This window comes from Cupriavidus sp. DB3 (assembly GCF_020418465.1).
Lineage (GTDB): Bacteria > Pseudomonadota > Gammaproteobacteria > Burkholderiales > Burkholderiaceae > Cupriavidus > Cupriavidus cauae.
Map to the genome: position 1 here is coordinate 497,605 of NZ_JAIZPL010000003.1, position 26,580 is coordinate 524,184.

At 68.1% G+C, this 26,580-nt stretch carries 23 protein-coding genes and 1 pseudogene; 13 read left to right on the forward strand and 11 right to left on the reverse strand.

Going from position 1 to position 26,580, the window contains the following annotated elements; all coding sequences use genetic code 11:
* Positions 1 to 54: 54 nt before the first annotated feature.
* The 13 genes and pseudogenes from K7G19_RS11840 (at position 55) to groL (ending at position 14,668) form a co-directional block, all read left to right on the forward strand.
* Positions 55 to 465, forward strand: a complete 411-nt coding sequence (locus K7G19_RS11840) for a hypothetical protein (RefSeq protein WP_226107394.1) — start codon at positions 55 to 57, stop codon at positions 463 to 465.
* Positions 466 to 878: 413 nt separating this feature from the next.
* Entirely contained in the window at positions 879 to 2,018 is a 1,140-nt protein-coding gene (locus tag K7G19_RS11845; RefSeq protein WP_226107396.1) for a DUF3883 domain-containing protein, read from the forward strand.
* Positions 2,019 to 2,326: 308 nt separating this feature from the next.
* Positions 2,327 to 3,460, forward strand: coding sequence for a hypothetical protein (locus K7G19_RS11850; protein WP_149316890.1), 1,134 nt, complete (start codon positions 2,327 to 2,329; stop codon positions 3,458 to 3,460).
* A 351-nt stretch (positions 3,461 to 3,811) separates the two neighbouring features.
* A complete protein-coding gene (locus K7G19_RS11855) occupies positions 3,812 to 4,270 on the forward strand; it encodes a (2Fe-2S)-binding protein (protein ID WP_149316891.1) in 459 nt (152 codons plus the stop codon).
* Positions 4,271 to 4,288: 18 nt separating this feature from the next.
* The gene (locus K7G19_RS11860) at positions 4,289 to 6,592 is read left to right on the forward strand and encodes a xanthine dehydrogenase family protein molybdopterin-binding subunit (protein ID WP_226107398.1); all 2,304 of its coding nucleotides are present in this window, start codon (positions 4,289 to 4,291) and stop codon (positions 6,590 to 6,592) included.
* 154 nt (positions 6,593 to 6,746) lie between these two features.
* Positions 6,747 to 7,037: a winged helix-turn-helix domain-containing protein gene (locus K7G19_RS11865; protein ID WP_149316893.1), complete on the forward strand. Its 291-nt coding sequence runs from the start codon at positions 6,747 to 6,749 to the stop codon at positions 7,035 to 7,037.
* A 298-nt stretch (positions 7,038 to 7,335) separates the two neighbouring features.
* Positions 7,336 to 7,944, forward strand: a pseudogene (locus tag K7G19_RS24925) (alpha-amylase family glycosyl hydrolase); the annotation flags it as partial.
* A gap of 215 nt (positions 7,945 to 8,159) precedes the next feature.
* Complete coding sequence (locus tag K7G19_RS24930) at positions 8,160 to 8,948, forward strand: alpha-amylase family glycosyl hydrolase (RefSeq protein WP_370639539.1); 789 nt, start codon at positions 8,160 to 8,162, stop codon at positions 8,946 to 8,948.
* A gap of 64 nt (positions 8,949 to 9,012) precedes the next feature.
* A complete protein-coding gene (locus K7G19_RS11880) occupies positions 9,013 to 10,641 on the forward strand; it encodes an alpha-amylase family protein (RefSeq protein ID WP_149316894.1) in 1,629 nt (542 codons plus the stop codon).
* A gap of 67 nt (positions 10,642 to 10,708) precedes the next feature.
* Complete coding sequence (locus tag K7G19_RS11885) at positions 10,709 to 11,095, forward strand: sensory rhodopsin transducer (RefSeq protein WP_149316895.1); 387 nt, start codon at positions 10,709 to 10,711, stop codon at positions 11,093 to 11,095.
* Positions 11,096 to 11,251: 156 nt separating this feature from the next.
* Complete coding sequence (locus tag K7G19_RS11890) at positions 11,252 to 12,229, forward strand: TIGR03885 family FMN-dependent LLM class oxidoreductase (protein WP_226107400.1); 978 nt, start codon at positions 11,252 to 11,254, stop codon at positions 12,227 to 12,229.
* A gap of 396 nt (positions 12,230 to 12,625) precedes the next feature.
* Positions 12,626 to 12,916, forward strand: a complete 291-nt coding sequence (gene groES, locus K7G19_RS11895; protein ID WP_149316897.1) for a co-chaperone GroES — start codon at positions 12,626 to 12,628, stop codon at positions 12,914 to 12,916.
* 108 nt (positions 12,917 to 13,024) lie between these two features.
* Entirely contained in the window at positions 13,025 to 14,668 is a 1,644-nt protein-coding gene (gene groL / locus K7G19_RS11900) for a chaperonin GroEL (RefSeq protein ID WP_149316898.1), read from the forward strand.
* A 230-nt stretch (positions 14,669 to 14,898) separates the two neighbouring features.
* Here the strand turns inward: groL and K7G19_RS11905 are convergent, their stop codons facing one another.
* The 11 genes from K7G19_RS11905 to cpaB form a co-directional block, all read right to left on the reverse strand.
* Entirely contained in the window at positions 14,899 to 15,759 is an 861-nt protein-coding gene (locus K7G19_RS11905; protein ID WP_226107402.1) for a metallophosphoesterase, read from the reverse strand.
* 197 nt (positions 15,760 to 15,956) lie between these two features.
* A complete protein-coding gene (locus tag K7G19_RS11910) occupies positions 15,957 to 16,925 on the reverse strand; it encodes a type II secretion system F family protein (RefSeq protein WP_226107403.1) in 969 nt (322 codons plus the stop codon).
* 8 nt (positions 16,926 to 16,933) lie between these two features.
* The gene (locus tag K7G19_RS11915) at positions 16,934 to 17,965 is read right to left on the reverse strand and encodes a type II secretion system F family protein (RefSeq protein ID WP_223819412.1); all 1,032 of its coding nucleotides are present in this window, start codon (positions 17,963 to 17,965) and stop codon (positions 16,934 to 16,936) included.
* A gap of 27 nt (positions 17,966 to 17,992) precedes the next feature.
* The gene (locus K7G19_RS11920; RefSeq protein ID WP_150081750.1) at positions 17,993 to 19,357 is read right to left on the reverse strand and encodes a CpaF family protein; all 1,365 of its coding nucleotides are present in this window, start codon (positions 19,355 to 19,357) and stop codon (positions 17,993 to 17,995) included.
* Between the two features lie 88 nt (positions 19,358 to 19,445).
* A complete protein-coding gene (locus K7G19_RS11925; RefSeq protein WP_226107404.1) occupies positions 19,446 to 20,630 on the reverse strand; it encodes an AAA family ATPase in 1,185 nt (394 codons plus the stop codon).
* 61 nt (positions 20,631 to 20,691) lie between these two features.
* Positions 20,692 to 21,099 (reverse strand): TadE family protein, encoded by a 408-nt coding sequence (locus tag K7G19_RS11930; RefSeq protein WP_262484840.1) that lies wholly within the window; start codon positions 21,097 to 21,099, stop codon positions 20,692 to 20,694.
* A 152-nt stretch (positions 21,100 to 21,251) separates the two neighbouring features.
* Positions 21,252 to 21,758: a TadE/TadG family type IV pilus assembly protein gene (locus tag K7G19_RS11935; RefSeq protein WP_226107678.1), complete on the reverse strand. Its 507-nt coding sequence runs from the start codon at positions 21,756 to 21,758 to the stop codon at positions 21,252 to 21,254.
* 119 nt (positions 21,759 to 21,877) lie between these two features.
* On the reverse strand, positions 21,878 to 23,140 hold the full coding sequence (locus K7G19_RS11940; protein WP_226107405.1) for a TadE/TadG family type IV pilus assembly protein: 1,263 nt from the start codon (positions 23,138 to 23,140) through the stop codon (positions 21,878 to 21,880).
* A 54-nt stretch (positions 23,141 to 23,194) separates the two neighbouring features.
* Positions 23,195 to 23,539: a hypothetical protein gene (locus K7G19_RS11945; protein ID WP_226107406.1), complete on the reverse strand. Its 345-nt coding sequence runs from the start codon at positions 23,537 to 23,539 to the stop codon at positions 23,195 to 23,197.
* Positions 23,540 to 23,561: 22 nt separating this feature from the next.
* The gene (locus K7G19_RS11950) at positions 23,562 to 25,562 is read right to left on the reverse strand and encodes a type II and III secretion system protein family protein (protein ID WP_226107407.1); all 2,001 of its coding nucleotides are present in this window, start codon (positions 25,560 to 25,562) and stop codon (positions 23,562 to 23,564) included.
* A gap of 118 nt (positions 25,563 to 25,680) precedes the next feature.
* Positions 25,681 to 26,538, reverse strand: coding sequence for a Flp pilus assembly protein CpaB (gene cpaB, locus K7G19_RS11955; protein ID WP_150083610.1), 858 nt, complete (start codon positions 26,536 to 26,538; stop codon positions 25,681 to 25,683).
* Positions 26,539 to 26,580 lie beyond the last annotated feature (42 nt).

Genomic DNA, 26,580 nt, shown 5'->3' on the forward strand with positions numbered 1-26,580 from the left:
CGTTTTTCCCCTTCGTTTTCCCTTCGCCTTCCCTTCACCCTACGGAGATCGACCATGCAAACCGTCCAACCGACCCGCCTGCTGCGCAATGTCCTGATTGCCGACGCCATCGTCAGCGGCCTGATGGGCCTGCTGATGGTGTTCGATGCCAACGTGCTGTCGAACTGGTTCGCCATTCCGGCGTCCTGGCTGCGCTATGCCGGCCTGGTGCTGCTGCCCTATGCCGCCATCGTCGGCCTGCTGGCGACGCGCAATCCGATGCCGCGCGCGCTGGTGCTTGCGGTGATCGCCTGCAATGCGCTGTGGGCGATCGACTGCATGCTGCTGCTGGCCGCCGGCTGGCTGTCGCCGACCTGGCTGGGCAGCGCCTTCGTGCTGCTGCAGGCATGGGGCGTGGCGGTGTTCGCGTGCCTGCAGTGGGTGGGCCTGCGCCGCGCGCAAGGGCAGCGCAGCGCGATGGCCTGAGCGCCCGGGCTCGACGCCTTGCCCCACGCCGCCCGCCGATGCGGGCGGTTTTTCATACCCCGCTCAATTCGACATCGAGTTGGCCGCCGACGTCACTCGACACCAATGAGGGGCCAGCAGTCCAGGCGGCGGTTGCCGCTTTCCCCAGTTCGACGCACCTTCCTTTCGCCCGCAATGCTGAACGCCCATCGGACAGGAAGGGGAACAAGGGTCGGTAATCGCAGATGCCGATGGACCACCCTCCGCCCGTCGACGTCGTGCCCTCATCGCCGGTGCCTCGGTCAACGGCTGTCACTCGATGGCACAATGCGCGCTGTTGCGCTGCTCTATCGAAGGCATATTTGGCCCCTTGCCATCATGCCGGTCATCCAGCGAAACGAGTACAACACTGCCATCTCGATCAATCAGGCGCCATGACAACTCTGCTTTCGCAGCTGCAGAGCCCCGCAGCGATCCAGACCGCTCTCGATGAGTTCGTTGCACAGGGGAGAACCGGATTCCTCGAACATTACGGCTTTGGCAAGGCTCGGGACTATCTCGTTCGCGATCCACAAACCGGCACGCTGTGCGACGCCAAGGCCATCGTTGCCGTCGCGTTTGGCAAGCAATTTCCAGAGAGCGGCCCACTGAAGCCGACCGACCTCACCAATGGCGACGCGATCGCGGTGAAACTGCAGGCACTCGGCTTTGCAGTGACGCGGACGGGTGAAGATTGGTCGCTTGAAGAGGTGAGGGCGACCGTTTCATCGTACTTCGAAATGTTGAATCTCGAAGCACGGGGGCATCCCTACACCAAGACGCAGTTCAATGCCTCACTGCGTGAGCGCCTCAACGGACGAAGCAAAGCCGCGGTGGAGCTCAAGCATCAGAACATCAGCGCGGTTCTCCACGATATGGATCTGCCCTTCATCCCCGGCTACAAGCCTCGGGGTAACGTGCAGCTGTTGCTTCGCAAGGAGGTCCATCAGTTCATCCTGACCCACCCCGATACTCTGACGCAAATTGTCAATGCGCTTCAGGAAGCGCGAGACCCAGCGGAGCAACCCTTCAGAGCTGTGCTGGTTGACCCTCCGCGCGTGCGGATCATCAAGGTCAATGACGACCAACGGCCCTGGGTCCCAATGCCCAGGAAGGTCGATTTCGCCGCACGGGACGAAGTTAACAGGCGACTGGGTCGCGCCGGCGAACAATGGGCTATCGCGTTCGAGCAGCGACGCCTGACAGACGCAGGTTGCCCCGAGCTATTCGACCGGGTTGAATGGATTTCGGACGAGCTTGGCGACGGCATGGGCTATGACATCCTGTCATATGATGCACCGGGGGCTCCGCGTTATATCGAAGTGAAGACGACCAACGGACCCCACGAGTCCCCCTTTGTCATTAGCCGGAATGAGTTACGCTGCGCCCGCGAAATGGGGGACGCCTTCTTCCTGTATCGCATCTTCAGTTTCCGGCAATCGCCATCTCTCTACATGCTCCGTGGCGATGTGAGCCGCCACCTCCATCTGGAGCCGATCGACTATCGCGCATCGTTTCGACAACTTCGAGCTTAATCGCCGCCACGCTCGCGCACTTGTCCTGCGACACCACGGCACCATCGCGGAGCTTGGCGCAGGGGCAGGCGATGTCAACGGCAGAAGCAATATCATTCTTATCTCTCGTCGCAAGCGGTATCGAGACGTGCGTGTAGGGGTAGCGACATCGCGGTCAGCGCTGGCGCCGTCTTGGTCCCAGAGCACTTGGATAGGCCTGGACAACTCCATCCAGGTGTGGCGCCCGCCGCTTATCGGGATCCTGAATTATCCATAATTATCCGTCGTGGGTATAATTATGCCAACCACGTATAATTCGGTGTAATGCCATGAAGCTCACGGACCTCTGGCACTTCCCCCGACCTCAACTCGCCCGGTCGTACCTGGCGGCGCTGAACGCGGGAATCCTTGCCTCGTTGACCATCTTCGCGCCACGGCGCACAGGCAAGACCGTGTTCCTGCGGCATGACTTGACCCCTGCCGCGGAGAAGGACGGCTACCTCGTCGTATATGTCGATCTCTGGCAGACCAGGCAAACTCCTGGTGCCGCACTATTGCACGCCCTGGAGACTGCCAAGACGCCGAGGACGTTCGCCGGCAGGTTGAAGGCGAAACTGTCGCCTTCGATCAAGTCCATCAAGGGGAAGGCATCCGTCGGCGCCGGATCCGTCGAAGGGACGATCGAGTTGGGTGACGAGAAGGGGCGGCTGGCCGTCGACATGGCGCTGCGACTGGATGACCTGCTTGGCCGCCTGACAAACGACAGTCAGGTTCTGCTGCTGATCGACGAGGCCCAGTCTCTGGGGCGCAGTGAGGAGGGCGAGGATGTGGCGCGTGCCCTTCGCACGGCTCTGACCAAGTACAACAAACGGCTCCGCGTAGTGTTCACCGGCTCGTCGCGCACCCAACTGGGTCACGTCTTTACCGATACGCGGGCTCCGCTCTACTCGGCAGGCCACCCGCTGCAGGACTTTCCGCTGTTGGACGACGATTTTGTCGAGTTCGTCGCCAAGCAGTTTGCCGCCTCCACCGGCCGCACACTCGATCTGAAGAAGGCAAAGGCAGCGTTCAAGCAGTTCCATCAGCGACCGGAGCCGCTGCTCGAAGTCGCCGTGACGCTGATGATGCAGCCGAAGATGAGCTTTGCCAAGGCGGTTGCCTTACAACTGGAGAAGCTGGCGCTGGCCGAGAATCACGAGGCCACGTGGGCGAACTTGAGCGCCCTGGAACGTCTCTTGGTAAAAGAGTTTGCGAACAACCCAGCCGTCAAGCCTTTCGCACGCTCCCTGCTCGCAGCCTTCAGGGAGCAACTTGGAATCGAGGTCCTTGGCGCTGCCCACGTGCAGAAGGCGCTCGCACGCCTCGACGAGAAGGGCGTCGTGTCAAAGTCGCCTCGGGGCTTGTACGAATTCGAGAACGAGAACTTTGGCGCCTGGGTTCGGAACCTGGCGGATGCTCCCTAGTACGCGCAATAGCCATTCCGTTGCCCGCTATCGGTGGCTTTACACCACTTGTCCACGGTTCATTGGCTCAATGAATGCTCCGCCCGGCTGACCGCAACATCGGGAATTTGGCCTGGTCCCGGGCGTCCCGCGCAGGCGGGGACCCAGCGTCTTTCCCGGCAGCGCGACCAATCTGACACCAGGCTGTCATCAACCTTGCGCTCCGCTGACAGCATCGATTCCGCGCCAAACAAACGCGCGACTTTGCACTATGCTTGCGTCGTTTTAGCGCGCCACCGGCATTCCGCCCCCTGTCGCGGCGCGCGTGGCTGGCGGTTCGACAAGGGGGCGGCATGACAAGGAACGATCCCCATGACGACGCTGGAAATCAACGGCAAGCCGATGCAGGTCGACGCCGATCCGAGCACGCCGCTGCTGTGGGCGCTGCGCGATCAGCTGCATATGACGGGCACCAAGTTCGGCTGCGGCATCGCGGCCTGCGGCGCCTGCACGGTGCACATGAACGGCCAGCCGATCCGCGCCTGCGTGACGCCGATCTCCGCGCTGCAGGGCGCGCGTATCACGACGATCGAAGGCGCCGGCACCGACAAGGTCGGCCGCGCGGTGCTCGATGCCTGGGTCAGGAACGATGTGTCCCAGTGCGGCTATTGCCAGAACGGGCAGGTGATGAGCGCGATCGGGCTGCTGCGCAACAAGCGCAAGCCGACCGATGCGGATATCGACCAGGCGATGGCGGGCAACCTGTGCCGCTGCGGCACGTACCAGCGCATCCGCGCCGCCATCAAGGACGCGGCCAAGACGCTGGGCTGATCGGCTACCGGAGACACCATGCAAATGCAACGACTTGGCGCGCGGATTGCCGCGCTATCCGGCGGTGCCGGCGACGGCCCGCATGACGCCCATGGCGCCCATGGCGCCCATGGCGCGCACGACAGCCATGACGCGCCGGCCGCCGGCATCGACCGGCGCACCTTCCTGAAGCTGACCGGCATGGCCGGCGGCGGACTGGCGCTGGGCATCGCGCCGCTGGGTGAAGTCCGCGCCGACGAGGCTGCCGCGCCCACCGCGAAGGGCCCGGCCGCCGCGCCGCAGGCCTTCATCGTGATCGCGCCCGACAACACCGTGACGGTCGCGGTCAACCGGCTCGAATTCGGCCAGGGCGTGCACACCGCGCTGCCGATGGCGCTGGCCGAGGAGCTCGACGTCGACTGGCGCAACGTGCGCGCGGTGCTGGCGCCGGCCGGCGATCCGTACAAGGACCCCGCGATGGGGATCCAGATGACCGGCGGCTCGACCGCGGTCAAGCACTCGTACCAGCAGTATCGCGAGCTCGGCGCCCGTGCCCGCGCGATGCTGGTGGCCGCCGCCGCGCAGCAGTGGCAGGTGGAGCCGTCCGCGTGCACCGCCGCGCAAGGCGTGGTCACCGCCGGCAATCGCCGCGCGACCTACGGCGAGCTCGCGCAGGCCGCGATGGCGCTTCCGGTGCCGCAGCAGGTCACGCTGAAGGATCCGTCGCGCTTCACGCTGATCGGCAAGCCGACGCCGCGGCTGGACACGCGCGGCAAGCTCGACGGCTCGGTCGGCTTCGGCATCGACACGCAGCTCGACAACCTGATGGTCGCCGTGGTCGCGCGCCCGCCGCGCTTCGGCGGCAAGGTGCGCCGCTTCAATGCCGACGCGGCGCGCGCGATCAAGGGCGTGGCCGAGGTACTGGAGGTACCGACCGATGGCGGCGGCACCGGCGTCGCGGTGATTGCCAACGGCTATTGGCCGGCCAAGCAGGGGCGCGATGCGCTGCAGGCCGAATGGGACGACAGCGGCTCGACGGTCTCGACCGCGGCGCTGTACGAGGAATACGCGAAGCTCGCGCGCCAGCCCGGCAGGACGCCGCGCGCCGATGCCTTCGACCTGGCGGGCGCCGCGCGCACCATCGAGGCCGAGTACCGCTTCCCGTATCTGGCGCACGCGCCGATGGAGCCCCTGAACTGCACGATGCAGGCCGAGGTGGCGGGCGGCAAGCCAAGCCGCGTCAAGGTCTGGGCCGGCACGCAGTTCCAGACGGTCGACCAAGGCGCGCTGGCCAAGGCCTTCGGCCTGCCGCCCGAGCAGGTTTCGGTGGTGACGATGATGGCCGGCGGCGGCTTCGGCCGCCGTGCGGTGCCGACCTCGGACTATCTGGTGGAGGCCGCGCAGGTGATGCGCGCCTGGGTCGCGAAGGGCCATCGCGAGCCGGTCAAGGTCATCTGGAGCCGCGAGGACGATATCCGCGGCGGCTACTACCGGCCGCTGCATCTGCACCGCGCGCGCATCGGCGTCGATGCGCAGGGCAGGGTGCTGGGCTGGGAGCACGCGATCGTCGGCCAGTCGCTGACGATGGGCTCGCCGTTCGAGGCCTTCCTCGTCAAGGACGGCGTCGACCACACCATGACCGAGGGCATCGTCGACCATGACTATGGCTTCCCGCTGCGGCTGTCGGTCCATCACCCGAAGGTGCAGGTGCCGGTGCTGTGGTGGCGCTCGGTTGGCCACACGCACACGGCCTTCGTCAAGGAGACGCTGATCGACGAGCTGGCGACGGTGGCGAAGCAGGATCCGGTGGCCTACCGGCTCGCGCAGCTCGATCCGGTCAAGGGCGCACGGCAGCGGGCGGCATTGCAGCTCGCGGTGGAGAAGTCGGGCTACGGCAAGCGCAGGCTGCCGACGGGCCGCGCCTGGGGCGTCGCGGTGCACCAGTCCTTCGATTCGGCGGTGGCCTATGTGGTCGAGGTCTCGCTGCAGAACGGGCAGCCGCACGTGCATCGCGTGACCGCCGGCGTGCATGCCAATCGCGTGGTCAACCCGCTGTCGGCGCGCGCGCAGATCGAGGGCGGCTGTGTGTTCGGCCTGGCGATGATCCGGCCCGGGTTTGCCATCGAGATCGACAACGGCGCGGTCAGGAACAGCAACTTCGGCGACTTCCCGCCGGTGCGCATCAATGATGCGCCGCCGGTGGAGGTGCACTTCGTGCCGTCCGACGACCCGCCCACCGGGCTTGGCGAGCCGGGCGTACCAGTGATCGCGCCGGCGGTCGCCAATGCGGTGTTCAAGCTGACCGGCAAGCGCCAGCGGCAGTTGCCGTTCGTGATGGCGTAGGCGGCGGCTGCTGCGTCGCGGAAAGCGGAAGCGGTCGACCCTGGTTGGGGCCGGCCGCTTTTGTTTGCCTTGTTCAAGCGGCACGTGGATGCGGCCGTGTGTCATCCCCCGAACGCGGCTTGCCATTGCCGGATGTGGCGCCTAATGTACGGACATGGACCCCAAGCAGGAAGCCACCTTGAGCTATGCCTTGCTGACCGATCCGGCGCGTGCCGACATCTGCCGCGCGCTGCTGGAGGCCGGCGAGGACGGCATGCCCGCTGCCGACCTGGCCGCGGCGGTCGGCCTGAACTTGCGCCGCGCGGGGCGGATCTTCCAGGAGCTGCTGCAGGCGGACATCGTTGCGCTGACGGTGCGGGACCGGCAGGTCTGTTACAGCCTGAAGGCACGCCGGGAGATACGGCAGGCCCTCGGGTATATCGAGGACTCGGGGCTGTTGTCCTAGCCGCTTGAAACCTGCCGCGCCGCTGTCCGCGCCGGTGTCCGCTCCTCCAGCCGCCTCCGTCGGCACGCTTTCCGCCTCCCTTCCATCCCCCTGATCCCCCGTCGGAAAAAATTACCGCGCGCGCGCAGGATTTGCGCATCGGTCCCACGGCGCCTCGGCGTCCATATCGGTGGGGCCTCGGACGAACCCGCAGATGCCGCCAGACAGGCATGGAAGCTGCATCGATGGGCGGATGACAACCGTCATTGCCAGCGTGCCCATGAATGTGAACGTCCGTGCCACCGTACCGGCCGGGGCCATGCCCGGCCCGCCCGCCGATCCCTCGCAGACCGTCGAAGCGACGCGCGACACCTCGCTGTGGTGGAAGAGCGCCGTGGTCTACCAGATCTACCCACGCTCCTTCGCCGATGCGAATGGCGACGGTGTCGGCGACCTGGCCGGCATCATCGAGCGGCTGGACCATGTGCGCGCGCTGGGCGCCGACACGATCTGGATCTCGCCGATCTATCGCTCGCCGATGGCCGACGCGGGCTATGACATCAGCGACTACTGCGATGTCGATCCGGTGTTCGGCTCGCTGGCCGATGCCGACCGGCTGATCGGCGAGGCGCACGCGCGCGGCCTGCGCGTGCTGCTCGACTTCGTGCCGAACCACACCTCGGATCAGCATCCGTGGTTCATCGAATCGCGCTCGTCGCGCGACAACCCGAAGCGCGACTGGTACATCTGGCGCGACCAGCCCAACGACTGGCGCGCGGCGCTCGGTGCCGGCAGCGCCTGGACCTGGGACGAGGCCACCGGCCAGTACTACCTGCACCTGTTCCTGCCGCAGCAGCCGGACCTGAACTGGCGCAATCCCGAGGTCGTGCAGGCCATGCACGGCGTGCTGCGTTTCTGGCTCGACCGCGGCGTCGACGGTTTTCGCATCGACGTCGCGCACTGCACCGGCAAGGACCCGACCTTCGCCGACCATCCGCGCTGCCTGGCGGGCGAGCCGCTGGCCGACTTCAACGACGACCCGTACAGCCACGAGGTGCTGCGCGGCATCCGCAAGCTGTCGACAGCTATCCCGGCGATCGCGTGCTGGTCGGCGAGGTCAATATCCGCTCGACCGCCACCGTGGTGCAGTACTACGGCGCCGGCGACGAGCTGCACATGTCGTTCAACTTCCCGCCGCTCGATGCGCCCTGGGACCCGGTGGTGTTCCGCACCTGCATCCGCGAGGTCGATGCGCTGCTGCAGCCGGCGCAGGCGTGGCCGACCTGGGTGCTGTCGAATCACGACAACGAGCGCCATCGCACCCGCTACGGCGGCTCGATGCGCCGCGCCCGCGCCGCCGCCGTGATGCTGCTGACGCTGCGCGGCACGCCATTCATCTTCCAGGGCGAGGAACTGGGGCTCGAGGACGTGGTGGTCGAGCCGGGCCAGCGCGTCGATCCGGGCGGACGCGACGGTCCGCGCGGCCCGATCCCGTGGGACTTCGCACCGCCACATGGCTGGCGCGCGGCCCGCACCTGGCTGCCGTTCCCGCCCGAGGCCGCGACGCTGTCGGTGCAGTCGCAATGGTCGCAGCCCTCGTCGATGCTGCATCTGTACCGCACGCTGATCGAGACGCGCCGCGCCAGCCCGGCGCTGCGCCTGGGCAGCTGGGAGGAATTGCCGTCGCCGCCCGAGGTGCTGGCCTATCGCCGCCGGCATGGCGACGACGAGCGCGTGGTCTGCATCAACTTCGCCGAACGGCCGCTGCCGATCGATCTCGAGGGCGATTGGCGCGTCGCGATCGACAGCCTGCCGGAAGGTCCGGACCGCTGTTTCGACGGCATGCTGCAGCCGGAGCAAGCCGTCCTGCTGGAGCCGCTGCATCGGCCACGGCCGCAACCGCAGCAACAGCGGCAGCCGCTGCAGCCGTAATCGATGCGGGCGGCGCGGCACCGCGCGCCCGAGGTCGCCGTTCAATCGTCAGGAAGGAGAGTCCATGCGTTCGCTCTGGTACCGCAATGCGATCATCTACCAAATCGACGTCAGCGTATTTCGCGACGGCAATAACGACGGTTGGGGCGATCTCCAGGGTTTGACGGCGCATCTCGAATACCTGCGCGGGCTCGGCGTGACCTGCATCTGGCTGTCGCCGTTCTACCAGTCGCCGTTTCGCGATGGCGGCTACGACGTCACCGACCATCTCGCGGTCGACCCGCGCTTCGGCGACCTGGCCGACATGGTCGCGCTGCTGGAAAAGGCCGAGGAACTCGGTATCCGCGTGATGGTGGAACTGGTGGCGCACCACACGTCCGATCAGCATCGCTGGTTCCAGGAGGCGCGGCGCGACCGCAATTCGCCGTACCGCGACTACTACGTCTGGGCCGACGAGCCGGAGGAGACCCACGTCAAGCCGATCTTCCCGACCGTCGAGGACAGCGTCTGGACCTGGGACGAGGAGGCGGGGCAATATTACCGGCACGCCTTCTATTCGCATCAGCCCGATCTCAATATCGCCAACCCGGCGGTGCGCGCCGAGATCGAGGACATCATGTCGTTCTGGCTGCGGCTGGGCGTATCGGGATTCCGCATCGACGCGGCGGGACACATGATCGACGGGGCGAAGGAGGCGGACCCGCGCGACGACGGCTTCTGGCTGCTGAACGACCTGCGCGCGTTCGCGACGCTGCGTCGTTCCGACGCGGTGCTGCTCGGCGAGGTCGACGTGCCGGCCGAGGACTACGCGCGCTACTTCGGCAAGGGCCATCGCCTGACGCTGGTGTCCAACTTCTTCCTGAACAACTTCCTGTTCCTGGCGCTGGCGCGCGAGCGCGCCGAGCCGATCGAGCGCGCGCTGCGCGAGCAGCCCGACCCGCCCGAGCGCGCGCAATACGCGGTATGGGTCCGCAATCACGACGAGCTCGACCTGGAGCGGCTCAGCGAGGCCGAGCGGGAAGAGGTGATGCAGCGCTTCGCGCCGGACGAGGACATGCGCGTCTACAACCGCGGCATCCGCCGCCGGCTGCCGCCGATGCTCGATGGCGACCAGCGCCGCATCGCGCAGGTCCATGCGCTGCTGTTCTCTCTGCCGGGCACGCCGATCCTGCGCTACGGCGAGGAGATCGGCATGGGGGAGGATCTGTCGCAAAAGGAACGCCACGCGGTGCGCACCGCGATGCAATGGTCCGACGAGGTCAATGGCGGCTTCTCGCCCGCGGATCCCGACTCGCTGCCGGTGCCGGTGATCCGCGAGGGGCCGTTCGCCTACGACAAGGTCAATATCTACGAGCAAACGCTGCGCGACGATTCGCTGCTGGCCAGGACGGGCAAGATGATCCGCGCGCGCCTCGGCATGCCGGAGATCGGTTACGGGGAATGCACGGTGATGGACGTGGGCTGCCCGGCGGTGCTGGCGCTGCGGCACGAACTGGATGGACAGGTGGTCTTCACCTTCGCCAATCTGTCGGGCCAGGACGTCGAGGTGGGGCTGCCCGATGTCGAGGTCGGCGAGCTGCGCGACATGCTGGTCGACGGCCCGTATCCGCCGCAGCAGAACGGGGCCCATGCGCTGAAGCTGCGTGCCTACGGCTATCGCTGGCTGCGGCAGCGGCCGTGCTTTGCGCCGTGATCGTCGACACGGTGGACGGCCTGGACACTGCCAATCCCGCCACTGGCGAACAACAAAGGAGAAACCGATGGAAGCGATCGGACAACGGCGCTGGGTGATTGCCGAAGGCTATCTGCCGCCGACCGACCCGGCCGCGAGCCGGCAATTGAACAGCCACGAGGCGGCCTGCCTGCTCAATACCGGCGATACCGAGGCCAATGTCACCGTGACGATCTTCTATGCCGACCGCGAGCCCGTGGGCCCCTACCGGCTGACGGTACCGGCTCGCCGCACGCTGCATCTGCGCTTCAACGATCTGCGCGACCCCGAGCCGATCCCCGAGGACACCGACTACGCCAGCGTGATCGAGTCCGACGTGCCGATCGTCGTGCAGCACACCCGGCTCGATTCGCGCCAGGCCGCGCTGGCGCTGATGACCACGCTGGCCTATCCGGTTCCGGCAGCGGCCGGCTGACGGCCACTGCCGGCCACTGTCGTTCACCTGACGACCAGAACACGACCAGAACACGACCGGAACACGACCAGAACACGACCAGAACACGACCAGAACACGACCGGAAGACGACCGGAAGACGACCGGCCCATCCCCAATCCCGCCCAGGAGTCCGCCATGCCCTTGATCGGCTATCACGCCTCGCACGAACAGTTCTCGCCGGGCGATCTGCTGCGCTACGCGCGTGCCGCGCAGCTGGCCGGCTTTAACGCGCTCAGCAGCTCCGACCACTTCCATCCGTGGAGCGAGCGGCAAGGGGAGAGCGGCCATTCCTGGTCCTGGCTCGGCGCCGCGATGGCGACCGTCGATCTGCCCACGGGCGTGGTCGCGTGCCCGTTCGGCCGCTACCACCCGGCCGTGGTCGCGCAGGCCGCGGCGACGCTGGAGGCCATGTTTCCCGGCCGCTTCTGGATCGCGCTGGGCACCGGCGAGGCGCTGAACGAACACATCACCGGCCGGCCGTGGCCGTCCAAGTCAGAGCGGCAGGCCATGCTGACCGAATCGGTGGACGCGATGCGCGCGCTGTGGCGCGGCGAGGAGGTGACGCACCACGGCAGCATCGTGGTCGATCGCGCGCGGCTCTATACGCTGCCGCAGCGTCCGCCGCCGATCTTCGCCGCGGCGCTGACCGCGCAGACCGCGCGCTGGGCGGGGCAGTGGGCCGACGGCCTGATCACGATCTCGGCCCCACGCGAAACCATGCGCGCGGTGATCGATGCCTTCCGCGAGGGCGGCGGCGAGGCCAAGCCGGTCCATATCCAGGCCAAGATCGCCTATGCCGACCCCACCCAGGGCGACGAGGCGGCCCGCCGAATGGCCTACGAACAGTGGCGCACCAATGTGTTCGACAGCGAAACGGCGGCGAACCTGGCGACCCCCGCCGAATTCGATGCCCGCGCGCGGACGGTGTCCCCGGACGACATCGAGCGCGCGGTCCGCATCTCCTGCGATGCCGCGCAGCAGGCGGCCTGGCTGGCCGAGGACCTGGCCATGGGCGCCGACGCGGTCTTCCTGCACAACGTCTGCGGAAACCAGCAGGCCTGGATCGACGCCTGCGCGCAGACGGTCTTGCCTCAGCTGCGGGGCGGGGCCTGAGCTTTTCGTGTCTCCCCCCGCGACGGCGAGGCCCAGTGTCTCGGCTCGAAAGGCGACAATCGCCGGGTCGCCGCTTGCAGGGGGGACGACGGTAGAGGGAGATCGACTCCCCGGGCGACATCCGCCTGAAAAAATACCGGCCGCACAATATAAGAGACAATGCCCGTCCGGCCTTGCCCGGCGCGGGGCCGCGACGTTTTTCCTTCCTTTCTGCGGGTAAACCCGTATTCAGGCCTCGTCTTGAAAACCCGAAACCCCGTCCCTATAATTAGCACTCGCCGGGTGCGAGTGCTAACAGCGTGCTGTAGCCTGCATCCGGCGTCCGATTTCAAGGGTCTCCGCACTCCCGCGGTGGCCACTTTGCAAATAAATGCTCACTTGTACTAAGGAGTCCGTATGAATCTGCGTCCTTTGCACGACCGCGTGATCGTCAAGCGTCTGGACAACGAAACCAAGACCGCTTCCGGCATCGTGATTCCCGACAATGCTGCCGAGAAGCCCGATCAGGGTGAAGTGCTGGCCGTCGGCCCGGGCAAGAAGGATGACAAGGGCGCCTCGATCGCCCTCGACGTCAAGGTGGGTGACCGCGTCCTGTTCGGCAAGTACGCCGGCCAGAGCGTGAAGGTGGATGGCCAGGAACTGCTGGTCATGCGCGAAGAAGACATCATGGCGGTCATCAACAAGTGATGTCGCTGTCCGGGCGCCGCGCGTCCGGAACCCCTGGGCGCCTCGGTTCCGCCGCGGCGGCAATCGCGCCCGGGACATTTCCCGTACAGAATTCTGGAGATCTAGAACATGGCAGCTAAAGACGTAGTGTTCGGCGACAGCGCTCGCCACAAGATGGTCGAAGGCGTGAACATCCTGGCCAACGCGGTCAAGGTGACCCTGGGTCCGAAGGGCCGCAACGTGGTGCTCGAGCGCAGCTTCGGCGGCCCGACCGTGACCAAGGATGGTGTGTCGGTCGCCAAGGAAATCGAGCTGAAGGACAAGCTGCAGAACATGGGCGCCCAGATGGTCAAGGAAGTCGCTTCCAAGACCAGCGACAACGCCGGTGACGGCACCACCACCGCGACCGTGCTGGCCCAGTCGATCGTGCGCGAAGGCATGAAGTACGTTGCCGCCGGCATGAACCCGATGGACCTGAAGCGCGGCATCGACAAGGCCGTTGGTTCGGCTGTCGAAGAGCTCAAGAAGCTGAGCAAGCCGACCACGACCAGCAAGGAAATCGCCCAGGTTGGCGCGATCTCGGCCAACAGCGACGAAGTGATCGGCAAGCTGATCGCCGAAGCGATGGACAAGGTCGGCAAGGAAGGCGTGATCACCGTCGAGGACGGCAAGTCGCTGGCCGATGAGCTGGAAGTCGTCGAGGGCATGCAGTTCGACCGCGGCTACCTGTCGCCGTACTTCATCAACAACCCGGACAAGCAAGTCGTCCAGCTCGACAACCCGTTCGTGCTGCTGTTCGACAAGAAGATCTCGAACATCCGCGATCTGCTGCCGGTGCTGGAGCAAGTGGCCAAGTCGAGCCGTCCGCTGCTGATCATCGCCGAAGACGTCGAAGGCGAAGCGCTGGCGACCCTGGTGGTCAACAACATCCGTGGCATCCTGAAGACCGCCGCCGTCAAGGCGCCTGGCTTCGGCGACCGCCGCAAGGCCATGCTGGAAGACATCGCCATCCTGACCGGCGGTACCGTGATCGCCGAGGAAGTCGGCCTGACGCTGGAAAAGGCGACCCTGCAAGACCTGGGTCAAGCCAAGCGTGTCGAGATCGGCAAGGAAAACACCATCATCATCGACGGTGCCGGTGACGCCGCCGCGATCGAAGGCCGTGTCAAGCAGATCCGTGCCCAGATCGAGGAAGCGACGTCGGACTACGACCGCGAAAAGCTGCAAGAGCGCGTGGCCAAGCTGGCCGGCGGTGTTGCGGTGATCAAGGTCGGTGCCGCCACCGAAGTCGAAATGAAGGAAAAGAAGGCACGCGTCGAAGACGCGCTGCACGCCACCCGCGCTGCCGTTGAAGAAGGCATCGTCCCGGGCGGCGGCGTGGCCCTGCTGCGTGCCCGCGCTGCGATCTCGAGCCTGACCGGCGACAACGCCGACCAGAACGCCGGCATCAAGATCGTGTTGCGCGCGATGGAAGAGCCGCTGCGCCAGATCGTGCTGAACGCAGGCGAAGAAGCTTCGGTCGTCGTGGCCAAGGTCATCGAAGGCAAGGGCAACTTCGGCTACAACGCCGCCAGCGGCGAGTACGGCGACCTGGTCGAGATGGGCGTGCTGGATCCGACCAAGGTGACCCGCACCGCGCTGCAGAACGCCGCTTCGGTCGCATCGCTGATGCTGACCACCGACTGCGCGATCGCCGAAACGCCGAAGGAAGAGTCGGCGCCGGCAATGCCGGGCGGCATGGGTGGCATGGGCGGCATGGACGGCATGATGTAATCACGCCGGCTGTCGGCTTCGGCCGACTGCCCAGACTGCCGAGACGGCGCGAGTCGTCGCTTCAGTCGAAACCCCCGCGGGTGCAAGCCCGTGGGGGTTTTTGTTTTGGGCTTCCTTCCTTGCCGTGGCAGAGCGTATGGGGCGGTCGGGATGGCTGACGGGTGCGGGATTATCGGCGGCTCTTCCCTGTCCCCAACCCGAGAGAAGGCCGCGAGAACCACAACCGACCCTCACACCTCCACCACATACCCCCAATCGAACTTCGCATTCTCCAGCGCCCCGTCGCCGCGCCGCACATAGCCGCGCGGGTTGCAGACCACGCGCGCGCGGTCGACGCGGTAGTCGAAGCTGGTGTGCGTATGGCCATGGATCCACAGGTCGGCGCGCTGGACCAGGTCGGGCCGGCGCGAGATGAAGCCGGCCGAGGCGAGGTCGTGCGCATAGCGCGGGTCGAGGCTGCCGAGGTCCGGCGCATGGTGGGTGACCACCACGGTGGCGCCGTCGAAGGGCTTGTCCAGTTCGCCGGCCAGCCACGCCGACTCGGCGCGATGGCGCGCCAGCGCGTCGGCGGGCGTGAAGCGGCGGATGCCACCGTGCCCGCCGCCGCGGCCGTCCGCGCTGTCATCCGCGCTGTCGTGCGCGCCGCCGTCCTCGCCGCCGTCCGCGCTGTCGTCCTCGACCGAGATCAGCCGGTGGTCGAGCATCACCCTGGCGCAGGCCTGCATCGCGTCGTCGATGCGCTCGCGGCCGAACAGCGCGTAGTCGGCCCACCATGTCGTGCCCAGCACGCGCACCGGCGCCTGGCCCGGCAGTTCGAACACCGCCACGCCGCCGGTCAGCAGATGCACCTGCGGATGCGCGGCCGCGGCGGCGGCCATTTGCGCATCGACCCGGGTGAAGGTGCTGTCGTAGTACTCGTGATTGCCCGGCACATAGACGATCGGCCCGCGCAGGTGCCGCGCCGCCCAGTCGATGCCATGGCGGCCGTTGGCGATGTCCCCCGCGAGCACGACGACATCGGCCTCGCAGTCGGGGACCGTTTCGGGGGTATGGTGTTCCAGGTGCAGATCGCTCAGAACGCGTAGCTTCATGCCGCCTCCAGCCGGCCTCCAATGGGCCTGTGCCTTCGGAGTGTTCAGCATGCGGCGGTACCGGTCAAGTGCGCGGGTTCCCGCGCCGCGGCGCGGCAGAACGACTCCCAGCGAAAAAGCCCGGACCGGGTCCGGGCAAAGGCTGTCCGCACTGCCTGGGGTGATGGCGGCCAGCCGAGGGCCGAAGCCCGGCGGCGTTATCCGCCCTGTCCGGTCATGGTCGGCAGCAGCACGCGCACGATCTGGATGAAGGCGGGGCCGAGCAGCACCACCAGCAGCGAGGGGAAGATCAGGAAGATCAGCGGGAACAGCAGCTTCAGCGCGATCTTGGCCGCCTGTTCCTCGGCCAGCATCCGCCGCTTGGTGCGCAGCATGTCGGACAGCACCCGCAGCGATTCGCCCAGGCTGGTGCCGAAGCGATCGGCCTGCACCAGCATCGCGGCGAAGCGCTCGACGTCCTCGACGCCGGTGCGCAGCGCCAGGTTGGACAGCGCCTTTTCCTTGGAAAAGCCCGAACGCATCTCCAGCAGCATCAGTTCCAGCTCGCCCGCCAGCACGGGGCAGCGCAGCGACAGTTCGCTGGCGACGCGCATCAGCGCCGCGTCCAGGCCGAGCCCGGCCTCGACGCAGACGGTCAGCAGGTCGATCGCATCGGGAAACTCCTCGAACACGGCGCGCTTGCGCTGGGCGATCCGGCGCGCCAGCACCGCGTTGGGCAGGTAGTAGCCGACCGCGCAGATCGCGATCAGCAGCACCGCCAGCAGTGCGCCGTCGCTGGCCAGCGGCGTGCCGACCGTCGCCACCAGCGCCGCCAGCGGCAGTGCCAGCGCCAGCACGGTCTTGGCGGCGAAGTACAGCGTGGGCGCGGCGGCGCCGCGCCAGCCCGCGTTCATGAAGCGCACCCGCAGCGCCGAGTTCTCCCAGCCCTCTTTCGGCAGCGCCAGGCGCGACACCGGCCTTGCCCACTCGCTGAGCCGCGCGCCCCACTCGTTGCGTGCCGACGTTCCCGCCGTCCCCGCGGCGCCCGTGCCGGCGCCGCCAAGCCGCTCCAGCCGCGCACGCAGCCGGTTCGGCGAACAAACCAGCATCAGGCCGAGCGCCGCGCCGAAGGCGGCGACGAACACCAGGCCGAGCAACAGCCATTGTTGTGTCTGCATGGCTTGCATGATTTCTCCTATACCCGGATGCGGATGATCTTGCGCATCCACAGCACGCCCAGCGCCATCATCCCCAGCGCCGTGCCCGCCATGCGGATGCCGGCCGGGTCCTGCCACAGCACGTCGAGAAAGCCGGGGTTCAGCACCGAGATCAGCCCGGCGGTGCCGAACGGCAGCAGGCCGAGGATCCATGCCGACAGCCGGCCCTCCGCGGACAGCACGCGGATCTTGTCGAACAGCTTGAGCCGCTCGCGCACCAGGCGGCTGATGGTGTCGAGGACCTCGGCCAGGTTGCCGCCGCTGTCGCGCTGGATCAGCACCGCGATGACGAAATAACGCAGATCGCCGACCGGTACCCGGATCGCCAGGCTGGTCAGCGCATCGTCGAGCGAGACGCCGTAGTTGATCTCCTCGAAGGCCAGGCGGAACTCGGGACCGAGCGGGGCCTTCATCTCCTGGCCGACGGTGCCGAGCGCGCCGGCGAAGGAATGCCCGGCGCGCAGCGAGCGGCTGATCATGTCGATCGCGTCCGGCAGCTGCGCCTCCATGCGCTTCAGGCGCCGTTGGCGCTGCGCCAGCGTGCGCAGGCATGGCAGCGCGGCGGCCAGCAGCGCGCCGCCGGCCGCCAGCGAGAACGGCAGCGGCAGCAGCGACAGCGCGGCGAAGGCGATCAGCAGGCTGGCGGCGCTGAAGCCCAGCAGTTGCCCGACCGACCAGCTGCTGCCCGACTGCTGCAGCCAGCGGTCCAGCGCCGCCACCCGCGGCACCCGCATCAGCAGGCGCTGCATCCGCGGGCTGCCGGCCAGCATCCGCTCCTTCAGGATCGACATCTGCTCGCGGCCGAGCTGGCCGCCGGCCGACAGCGCGCGGATGCGCGCGTCGATGCGGCGGGCCGAGGCGCCATGATGGCTGTTCCACCACAGGTAGACGGCCTCGATGGCCAGCACCACCGCGATGAACAGCAGCACGCCGAAGGCGTACAGCGCGTAGTGTCCCAGTTGTCCCAATTGCCCCAGTTGCCCCAGTTGCCCGAATCGGCCAAGGTCCATGATCGCTCTCCGTCAGTCCGGCAGGTGCTAGATCTCGAAACGCCGCGCGGGATCGTAGGTCTCGTCCGGCAGCCCCACGCCGTAGACGCGCAGCCGCTCGGCGAAGCGCGGATAGACGCCGGTCGCGCGGAAGTGGCCGCGCACGGTGCCGTCCTGTCCCACACCGGTGCGCTGGAAGGTGAAGATCTCCTGCATGTTGATCACGTCGCCCTCCATCCCGGTGATCTCCTGGATGCTGACGATCTTGCGGCTGCCGTCGGTCAGGCGCGCGGCCTGCACGATCACCGTGATGGCCGAGGCGATCTGCTGCCGGATCGCTTTCGGCGGCACGTTCATGCCCGCCATGCCGACCATGTTCTCCAGCCGTGTCAGCGCATCGCGCGGCGTGTTGGCGTGGATGGTGGTCAGCGACCCCTCGTGCCCGGTGTTCATCGCATTGAGCATGTCGAGCGCCTCGGCGCCGCGCACCTCGCCGAGGATGATGCGATCGGGGCGCATGCGCAGCGCGTTGCGCACCAGCGAGCGCTGCGTGATCTCGCCCTTGCCCTCGATATTGGGCGGGCGCGTTTCCAGCCGCAGCACATGGGGCTGCCGCAGTTGCAGCTCGGCGGCGTCCTCGATGGTCACCACGCGCTCGTCGGCCGGGATGAAGCCCGACACGATGTTCAGCAGCGTGGTCTTGCCGCTGCCGGTGCCGCCCGACACCACCAGATTGACCTTGGCGTGCGCCAGTGCCTGCAACAGCTGCGCCATCGGCGGCGTCAGGCTGTGGTACGCGATCAGGTCCGCGATCTGCAGCGGATTGACGGCGAAGCGGCGGATCGACAGCAGCGGACCGTCGATCGCCGACGGCGGGATGATCGCATTGACGCGCGAGCCGTCGGGCAGGCGCGCATCGACCATCGGGCTGGTCTCGTCGATGCGGCGCCCGACGCGCGAGACGATCTTCTCGATCACCTTCATCAGGTGGGCGTCGTCGTAGAACGTGATGTCCGTCAGTTCGAGCTTGCCGCGCCGCTCGACATAGGTCTGGCGCGCGGTATTGACCAGGATGTCGGAGACCGTGGGGTCGCGCAGCAGCGGCTCCAGAGGGCCGAAGCCGAACATTTCGTCGTAGATCTCGCCGATCAGCTGCCGGCGTTCTGCGTCGTTGAGCAGCACCTTGTCCTCGTCGACGATGGCGCCCACCAGCAGGCCGATCTCGTGCCGGACCTGCTCGAGCGGGATGCGGGCCAGCCGCTCGAGCTCGACGCGCTCGAGCACGGTCTCGTGCACGGCGCGCTTGAGCGCGCGATAGCCGCTGCCCACGGGCAGCGCGGCGGCCGGGTGGCCGTTGACGGGCAGGGCGGCGAAGCCCGGGCTGGCGTTCGACAGTTGTTCGCGGATCGACATGGCGGTCTCCGGCTCGAGAGGTGGGTGCGTGTGGTGTGTGGGCGCGCGCGGCGAGGTGGCGTACGACGAAGCGATAGGGTTACCGCGCTCACGCCGCCTTGACCCGCAGCAGCAGCCGGCGCAGCGACAACGGCTCGCCGCCCGCGCGCGGTTCCGGCTCGGCCGCGGCCAGCTGCGTGGCGAGCGACTGCAGCGCGCGCGCGATGGCGCTGCGCCGGTGCATCGCCAGCACCGGCTCCCCGTGGCTGATCGCCGCGTTCACCGCGGCGGCGTCCTCGGGCAGCGCCTGCCAGACCGGGGTGCCGCAGATCTGCTCCAGCGCGGCGCGGTCCAGTTCGTTGCGGCGGTCGTCGCGGTTCAGCAGCAGGCACACCTTGTCGTCGGGATAGTGCAGCGCCCGCAGGATGTCGAGCAGGCGCCGGCCGGTGCGGGCATGCGCGATGGTCGGCTGCAGCACCACGCCGATGCGGTCGCTGCGGTCCAGCACGCCGATCGACACCGGATCGATGGCCTGGCCGGCGTCGACCAGCACGAAGTCGTAGTGCGGCAGCGCCAGCGACAGGATCCATTCGACCTGTTCCTTGCGCACCGATGCCGCCTTGATCGGATCGACCGCGCCGGCCAGTACGTCGAAGCCCTCGGCCACCGGCGTCAGGCACGCTTCGAGGAAGGCCGCATCCATGCGGTCGATCTGCGCGCAGACGTCGGGCAGCGTCGCCGGCGGCGTGCGGTCGCAGATCGTGTGGACCAGATCGCCGAACTGCCGGTTCAGGTCCAGCGCCAGCACGCGCTTGCCTTGGGCGGCCAGCGCATGTCCAAGGTTGCCGGTCAGGAAGCTGACGCCGGCGCCGCCCTTGCACGACAGCAGCGACACCAGCCGCGCGCTGCGGCGGCGCCGCTGCGTGCTGGCCGCCTGCAGCCGGCGCAGCGCGTCGCCGAGCTGGTTCTGCTCCAGCGGCCACGCCAGCACGTCGCGGATGCCGGTGCGCAGCGCCTGGATCAGCAGCTCGGGCTCGACCGCATCGGTGACCAGGATGCAGGGCAGCTCCGGATGCTGCTGCCGCATGGTTTCGATGCCCTGCATCTGCGCCGGGCCTATCCTGTCGTGCGCGATCACCAGCATGTCGGCCAGCGCCAGCTGGCTCGCATGCGACGCGATGCGCGCCGGCGCTTCGCTCAGCGCCAGCGTCTGGAACGACCCGCACTGCGCGCACAGCCGCGCGATTTCGGCCAGCCGTTCGGTTTGCTCGGAGGCGATCAGAATCGTCAGCATGACGGCTTCTCCTGTTCGTTGTCCTGCGCGCCGCGGCGGGCGCGGCAATGCTTGCCCACGTTCAGCTGCAGACCGGCCCGCCGGTCGCGCTGTTCATGCTTTCGCGCGACAGCGTGGTGGCGAAGGGCGGCACCGGCAGCGTCATCGGAATCATCGGCACGAGCGTGCGCACGGTCAGGCCGGTGACGCGGACCGTCACGCTGGCGCAGCTCGCGCGCGCGGTATCGGGATCGCTGTCGCAGCCGGCGGGTTCGTAGTCGAGCGCGATGTTCGACGGCGACAGCTGCGGCATCAGCGCCGCCATTCGGGTCTTGATGATGGCGGCATTGGCATCGCAGACCACGGCCATGCGCGCGCCCCAGCGTGTCGCTTCGCTGGCGGTGTTCCAGTGGAACAGCACGCGCGCCATTTCGACGACGCCGATCAGCAGCGTGAAGAACAGCATCGCGACGATCGCGAACTCGACCACGGTGGCGCCGCGCTGGCGCGCGCGAGGCCGCGGTGCGCCCACTGGCGGCCGCGCTGGCGTGCGGTGTGGCGACCGATGTGGCGGCCGACGTGTCGTCCGATATGTCGTCCGATATGGCGATGCCATCGGTGCGGATGGGCGGACAGCGGGATTCATAGCACTTGCCTCATCACGGTCATCACATCGGAGAACACCAGCCCGCTGGCATCGATCAGCGGCTGGATCGGCGTATAGGCGAAGCCGGTGATCTTGACGGCCACCAGGTTGACGGTGCCGGCCGGCACGCCGGCGCCGCCGCCGTTGTCGTAGGTATTGACGTTGGCGAAGGCCATGCCCGGGCACCCACGCGCGTCGACGCGATCGCAGATCACCACCATCGACGTGCTCAGGCCGCCGACCAGCGGGCTGCCGGTGCAGCCGGTATTGCCATGCACCGCCAGGCATTTGGCCTGCGCGGCGGGGTAGCCGGCGTCGTCGGGCGAGAACTGCGACAGGTAGCGGGTGGCGCCGCGCGTGGCCTTGGTCAGCGCGTCGTACTGGTAGATCGCGCGGCCGAATTCGGCGACGCCGCACAGCATCAGCAGCAACGGGATCAACAGGATGGCGAACTCGACGGCGGCCACGCCGCGCTGGCGTTCGCGTGCGCCGGCGCGGCGCAGTCGGCGCGGACCGCGGCGCAGGTTGTGGCGCGGTCCATGGCCCGCCGCATTGCCGGCAGCGGAGCGGGGGATCGGCGTCTTCACGATGGCCTCCTGTCGCTTGTCGATGTGCCCGGCCGCTACTGCACCAGGACCGGCACCAGCGGGCCGGGTCCGCTGCCGAGTCCGGGGATGCCCTGCGTCGCGCAGGGGCTGCCCATCGAGCTCGACACGCCGCGATATTCGAGCCGCACCGAGTTGATGTTGCCGCCCCATTGCATCGGCTCGATCATCAGCAGGCAGGCCCACTCCAGCACGCTGGCCTTGTGCGTGCCCGACACAGCGAAGCCGCTGCAGTCGACCACCGGGGCCAGCACCATGCGCCGGTCGGCGCCGCCCTGATGGGCGGCGGTGCTGGACGGCGATCCCTTGGTATCGATCATCGCGATGCTGTCGCCCTGGTAAGGCGCAAACGTCTTGCGCCTGGCGGTGAAGTCCGGATAGGCATTGGCCTTGGCGGGCCAGGTGGTGTCGTTGTAGGCGTGGCCGGTGAAGTCGGGCACGCCGGCGACCTTGCCGGCCTTGACGATGCCGAAGCGGCTGTTCCACTCGTCCGCCAGCGACGACTTGTTGCCGGTGGTGCCGATCTCGGTGCCGAGCGCCGGCAGGTTGCACTGGCCCGAGCCCTTGAGCTGCTCGGCCAGGCTCTTGGTGCCGCTGCCGCCCGCCAGGTCGGCCCAGCCGAAATTGCCGCCGCCATACTCGCCCTTGTTGCCTGCGTCGAGCTTGGACACCAGCCACTGGCCCACGGTGTAGGGCGGTTCGGGCGGACTGATGGTGTCGGGCTTGCAGACGAACACCGGGATCGCGCACGCCGTCTGCGCGGCGCCCACGGTGGCCACCGCGAACGAGGACACCGTGCTCGGCCCCACGCTGCCGCCCGGCAGCAGGTTCAGCACCTGGGCGAACCAGTTGGCGATGCCGGCGCGCGAGGCCGCGCATTTGACGTATTTGATGGTGTCCAGCGCATAGGGCACGCTGTTCTTCGGATAGAAGGGGTTGGCCAGCGCGTCGCTGTAGGTCACGCTGCTGTCGGCGGTGAACTGCACCGACTCGCTCTGGAACAGCGCCAGATTGCGATAGCCGGCGGTGATGCCGGCCGCCTCGGACACCGCCAGCGGCGTGGCGCCGGTCAGGTCGCGCGCCGCCGCCAGCGCGCAGGCATCGGCGCCGTTCTGCAACTCGCTCTTGGCCACGTAGAGCTTGCCCAGGTCCAGCGCCAGGCCGAGGAAGCCCACCATCGCCACCAGCGCCAGCGCGACGATGATCGCGACGGCACCCTGCTGGCGCTGCCGCATGGCGGTTCGCCGGCGTATGCGCGATCCCGCTGTGTTCGGCTTCATGATGGGTTCCTCCATGGCTTGGCGAAATGGCTTGCGCCCCTGCATCGGCCGCGTTCAGCGCGTGCCGATGCCGCCGGACATGCCGATGCCGCCCTGCATGCCGGCGCCATTGCCATAGGCGCCGGCGGGCGACAGGCGTTGCAGCGAGCGGTCGTAATTGCCCATCGCGGCCACCGCGGCCCTGCCGTCGACGCCGGTCAGCGAAGGCAGGCCGGCCGGCGCATTCGGATTGATGATCTGGGCCTGCTTGACCGCATTGACGGACTGGCCGAAGCGGCTGTCCCAGATCGGCGTGGTGCTGATGCAGGCCGCGAGCAGCGGCGCGCCGAGCAGGGCGGCGAGCAGGGCCGCGGGGCGGCCGCGCGCGCGCAGGCGGGACGATTGCGAAGGCTGGTTCATGGCGTTCTCCTTGCGGTGGCGCTCAGTTCAGTGCGGCCGGCTTGCCGTCGGTGGCGCCGGTGACGTCGTTTCCCGCCGGGGCGGCGGCGCGTGCCCTGGCGAGCCGCGAGGCGGTGGCCTCGATGCGGGCGATGCGTTCGGCCTGCGATTCCTCGCGTGCGGCGGTTGTCGGCAGCGCGGCCGGCCGTGCCGCGCGCGTCGCCGCTGACGCTGCCGGTGCAGTGGTAGTGGCAGCGGCCGGTGTCGCGGACAGCGCCGCGGCGGGCGCCTCGCCCAGCGGCCGGCCCACCGGCAGCGCGGTGCGCGGCACCGGAGACGGCGAGGCGGGCGTCGACGGCGGCGGCGCCAGCGTGGCGGGCTGCGGGGCGGCGGGCTGCGGCGCCGGCGATCGCTGTGCCGGCGACTGCGGTGCGGGCGCGCTGCCTGCCGGCGTCGTGGCCGGGGTGGCCGCGCGCTGGCCGGCCGAGCCTTCCATATTGCCGAGCAGGTAGAGCTCGAGCGGATTCGGCGTCGAGAAGCTGTCGGTCGGCAGCGGCGCGCCCGCATGCTGCATCGGCTGCACCAGCCGCGGCGTGATGATGAAGACCAGTTCGGACATGTCCTGCTGGAATGACGTGCTGCGGAACAGCGCGCCGAGCACCGGCACCTCGCCCGCGCCGGGCAGCGCCTTCAGCGTGCCGCGCGCGTTGTTCTGCAGCAGCCCGCCGATGGCGAAGCTCTCGCCATCGCGCATCTGCACGGTGGTGGAGGCGCGCCGCGTGGTGATCACCGGCAGGATGGTCTGGCCGGTCAGCGTCGCTCCCGTCACCGTGGCACCGGTGGGCGAGAGCTCGGACACTTCCGGCGCGACCTTCAGGTTGATGCGGCCGTTGGCCAGCACGGTCGGCGTGAACTTGAGCCCCACGCCGAATTCCTCCTCCTGCAGCGTGATGGTAGGGACGCCGCCGACCACCGCGTTGCTCTGCGCCACCGGGATATAGATCTTGCCGCCGGCGAGGAAGCTCGCCTCCTGGCCGCTCAGCGTGACCAGGTTCGGCTCGGCCAGGATCTTGACCAGCGAGTCGTTCTTCTGTGCGTCGATCGCGATGTCGAGCGGCAGGTTGTTGGCCTTGCTGCCGAAGATCGCGGTGCGCGAGCCGGTCAGCAGCGAGGTCAGCAGGCCGCCGGTCCACGAACCGAAGCCGCCCTGCAGGTTCAGCTGCGAGCCGAGCTGGTTCAGCAGGGTCTTGGACACCTCGGCGACCTTGACCTCGAGCATCACCTGCTGCGGCGTATCGACGCTGAGCATGTTCAGCACGCCGCCGTTCTTCGCCTCCTTGTCGCCCTGCGCGACGGCGGCATAGGCGCGCGCGATCTCCACCGCCTGCTGGGCTGCCTGCGCGCTGGAGACGCTGCCGGTCAGCACCAGGTTGTCGGCGGCGGTGGCGACGCGGATGCCGCGCTCGGTGGGCATCAGCTGCGCCAGCGAGCCCTGCAGCCCGCCGGCATCGACATTGACCGCGATATTGATCACGCTGCAGGCGCCGCTGCGCCCCTGCACGATCATGTTGGTGGTGCCCAGGCTGCGGCCGAGCACATACATCGTCTGCGGCGACACCATGGTCGCCTGCACGATCTCCGGATTGCCCACGGTCCGGTTGCGCACCGGCTCGGGCAGCGGGATCAGCGTCGACTTGCCGATCGGCACCACCACATGGCTTTCCTCGCGTACCGCGCCGCTGCAGTTGGGCCCGCGCGTATCGGCGGCGGGCACCGGTGCGCGGGCGGGCGCCATGCTGATCGTCATCTGCATTGGCGCGCCGGCGGCGATGCCGGCGTTGGCGTTGGTATTGGCGTTGGCATTGGCATTGCTGCCGGCGCGGGTGCCGGCCGCGGGCGTGGTGCCCCTGGCCACAGCGCCGGCTTCGGCTGCCGTCTGCGCGCCGGCGGTGCCGGCCAGAGCCAGCAGCAGGCAGGCCGTGCCCGCGCCGCCCAGCGTGCGCGCCGTGCGCGCGCGGTCCCTCTGCTCATGGTTTGTTTTCATATCTCCCCCCGGAGAGAATTGGTGCTGCCCGATTCGCTGCACATCGTTCCTGACGTGCGACCCGCCTTGCGCGGCATGCCCAGTCATGCCGCTGCCGTCCCGGCTGAAACCCTCCGGCTCAGAAACATTCGAGACTGCCCTGCACGCCCGACAGCACGCCGATGCAGTGGCCGGATCGGGCCGGCGCGGCAGGGCGCGCACGCACCGGCGCGCTGACCTTGACCGGCTTGAGCGGCGCGGCTGCCGGCGCCGCGGCGGGCGTGCCCAGCAGCGTGGTCTTCGTTGCACCTTCGGTATCGACCGCGGCCAGATCCACCTGATTGCGCAGCACCAGCGACAGCGTTCCCACGCTGCGCGCGACGTCGAGCTTTTCGGCCTGTTCGGGCGTGACCTCCAGCGTCACCGCATTGACCACCTTCGGCTGCGTGTCGTCGCGGCTGACCTGCTGCGCGACCGCCAGCACCAGGATCTTTTCCAGCACGATCTTCGAGATGCTGGCTTCGCCGTTGCCACTGGCGGCGCCGTTGCGCCTGGCCTCGGCCGCGGTGTTGACGATCACGTCGACCAGGTTGCCCGGCAGCGCGAAGCCGGCCACGCCGACCACATCGTTGACACGCACCGTGATCGCGCGCTTGCCCTCGCCGATCACCGCCGACAGCCCGCCCTTGGTGCCCTGCGGCGCCAGCTTGGCCTCGAGCAGCGGCTCGCCGCGCAGCACGCTGGTCCTGGCCACGCGCCCCTGCAGCAGTGCGGCGTTGGTGAAGGCGCCGGGCGGCACGCTGCCGCTGGGCCAGCTGACCATCCGCAACTGCTCGGGCCCGATCGGCTGGCCCAGATTGATGTCGCTGGCGGCCACCACCACCTGCGCCACCGAGTTCGACGACTGCTGCATCAGCCAGCGCGAGGCCGCGATCACCGCCGCCACCCCCGCGGCCAGTGCGACCAGAAGCATCAGAATTGCCCGTGCGTTTTTCATGGAAGCTCTCCCTGAGGTCGCCCTCGTTTCCCTCGTTCCCTC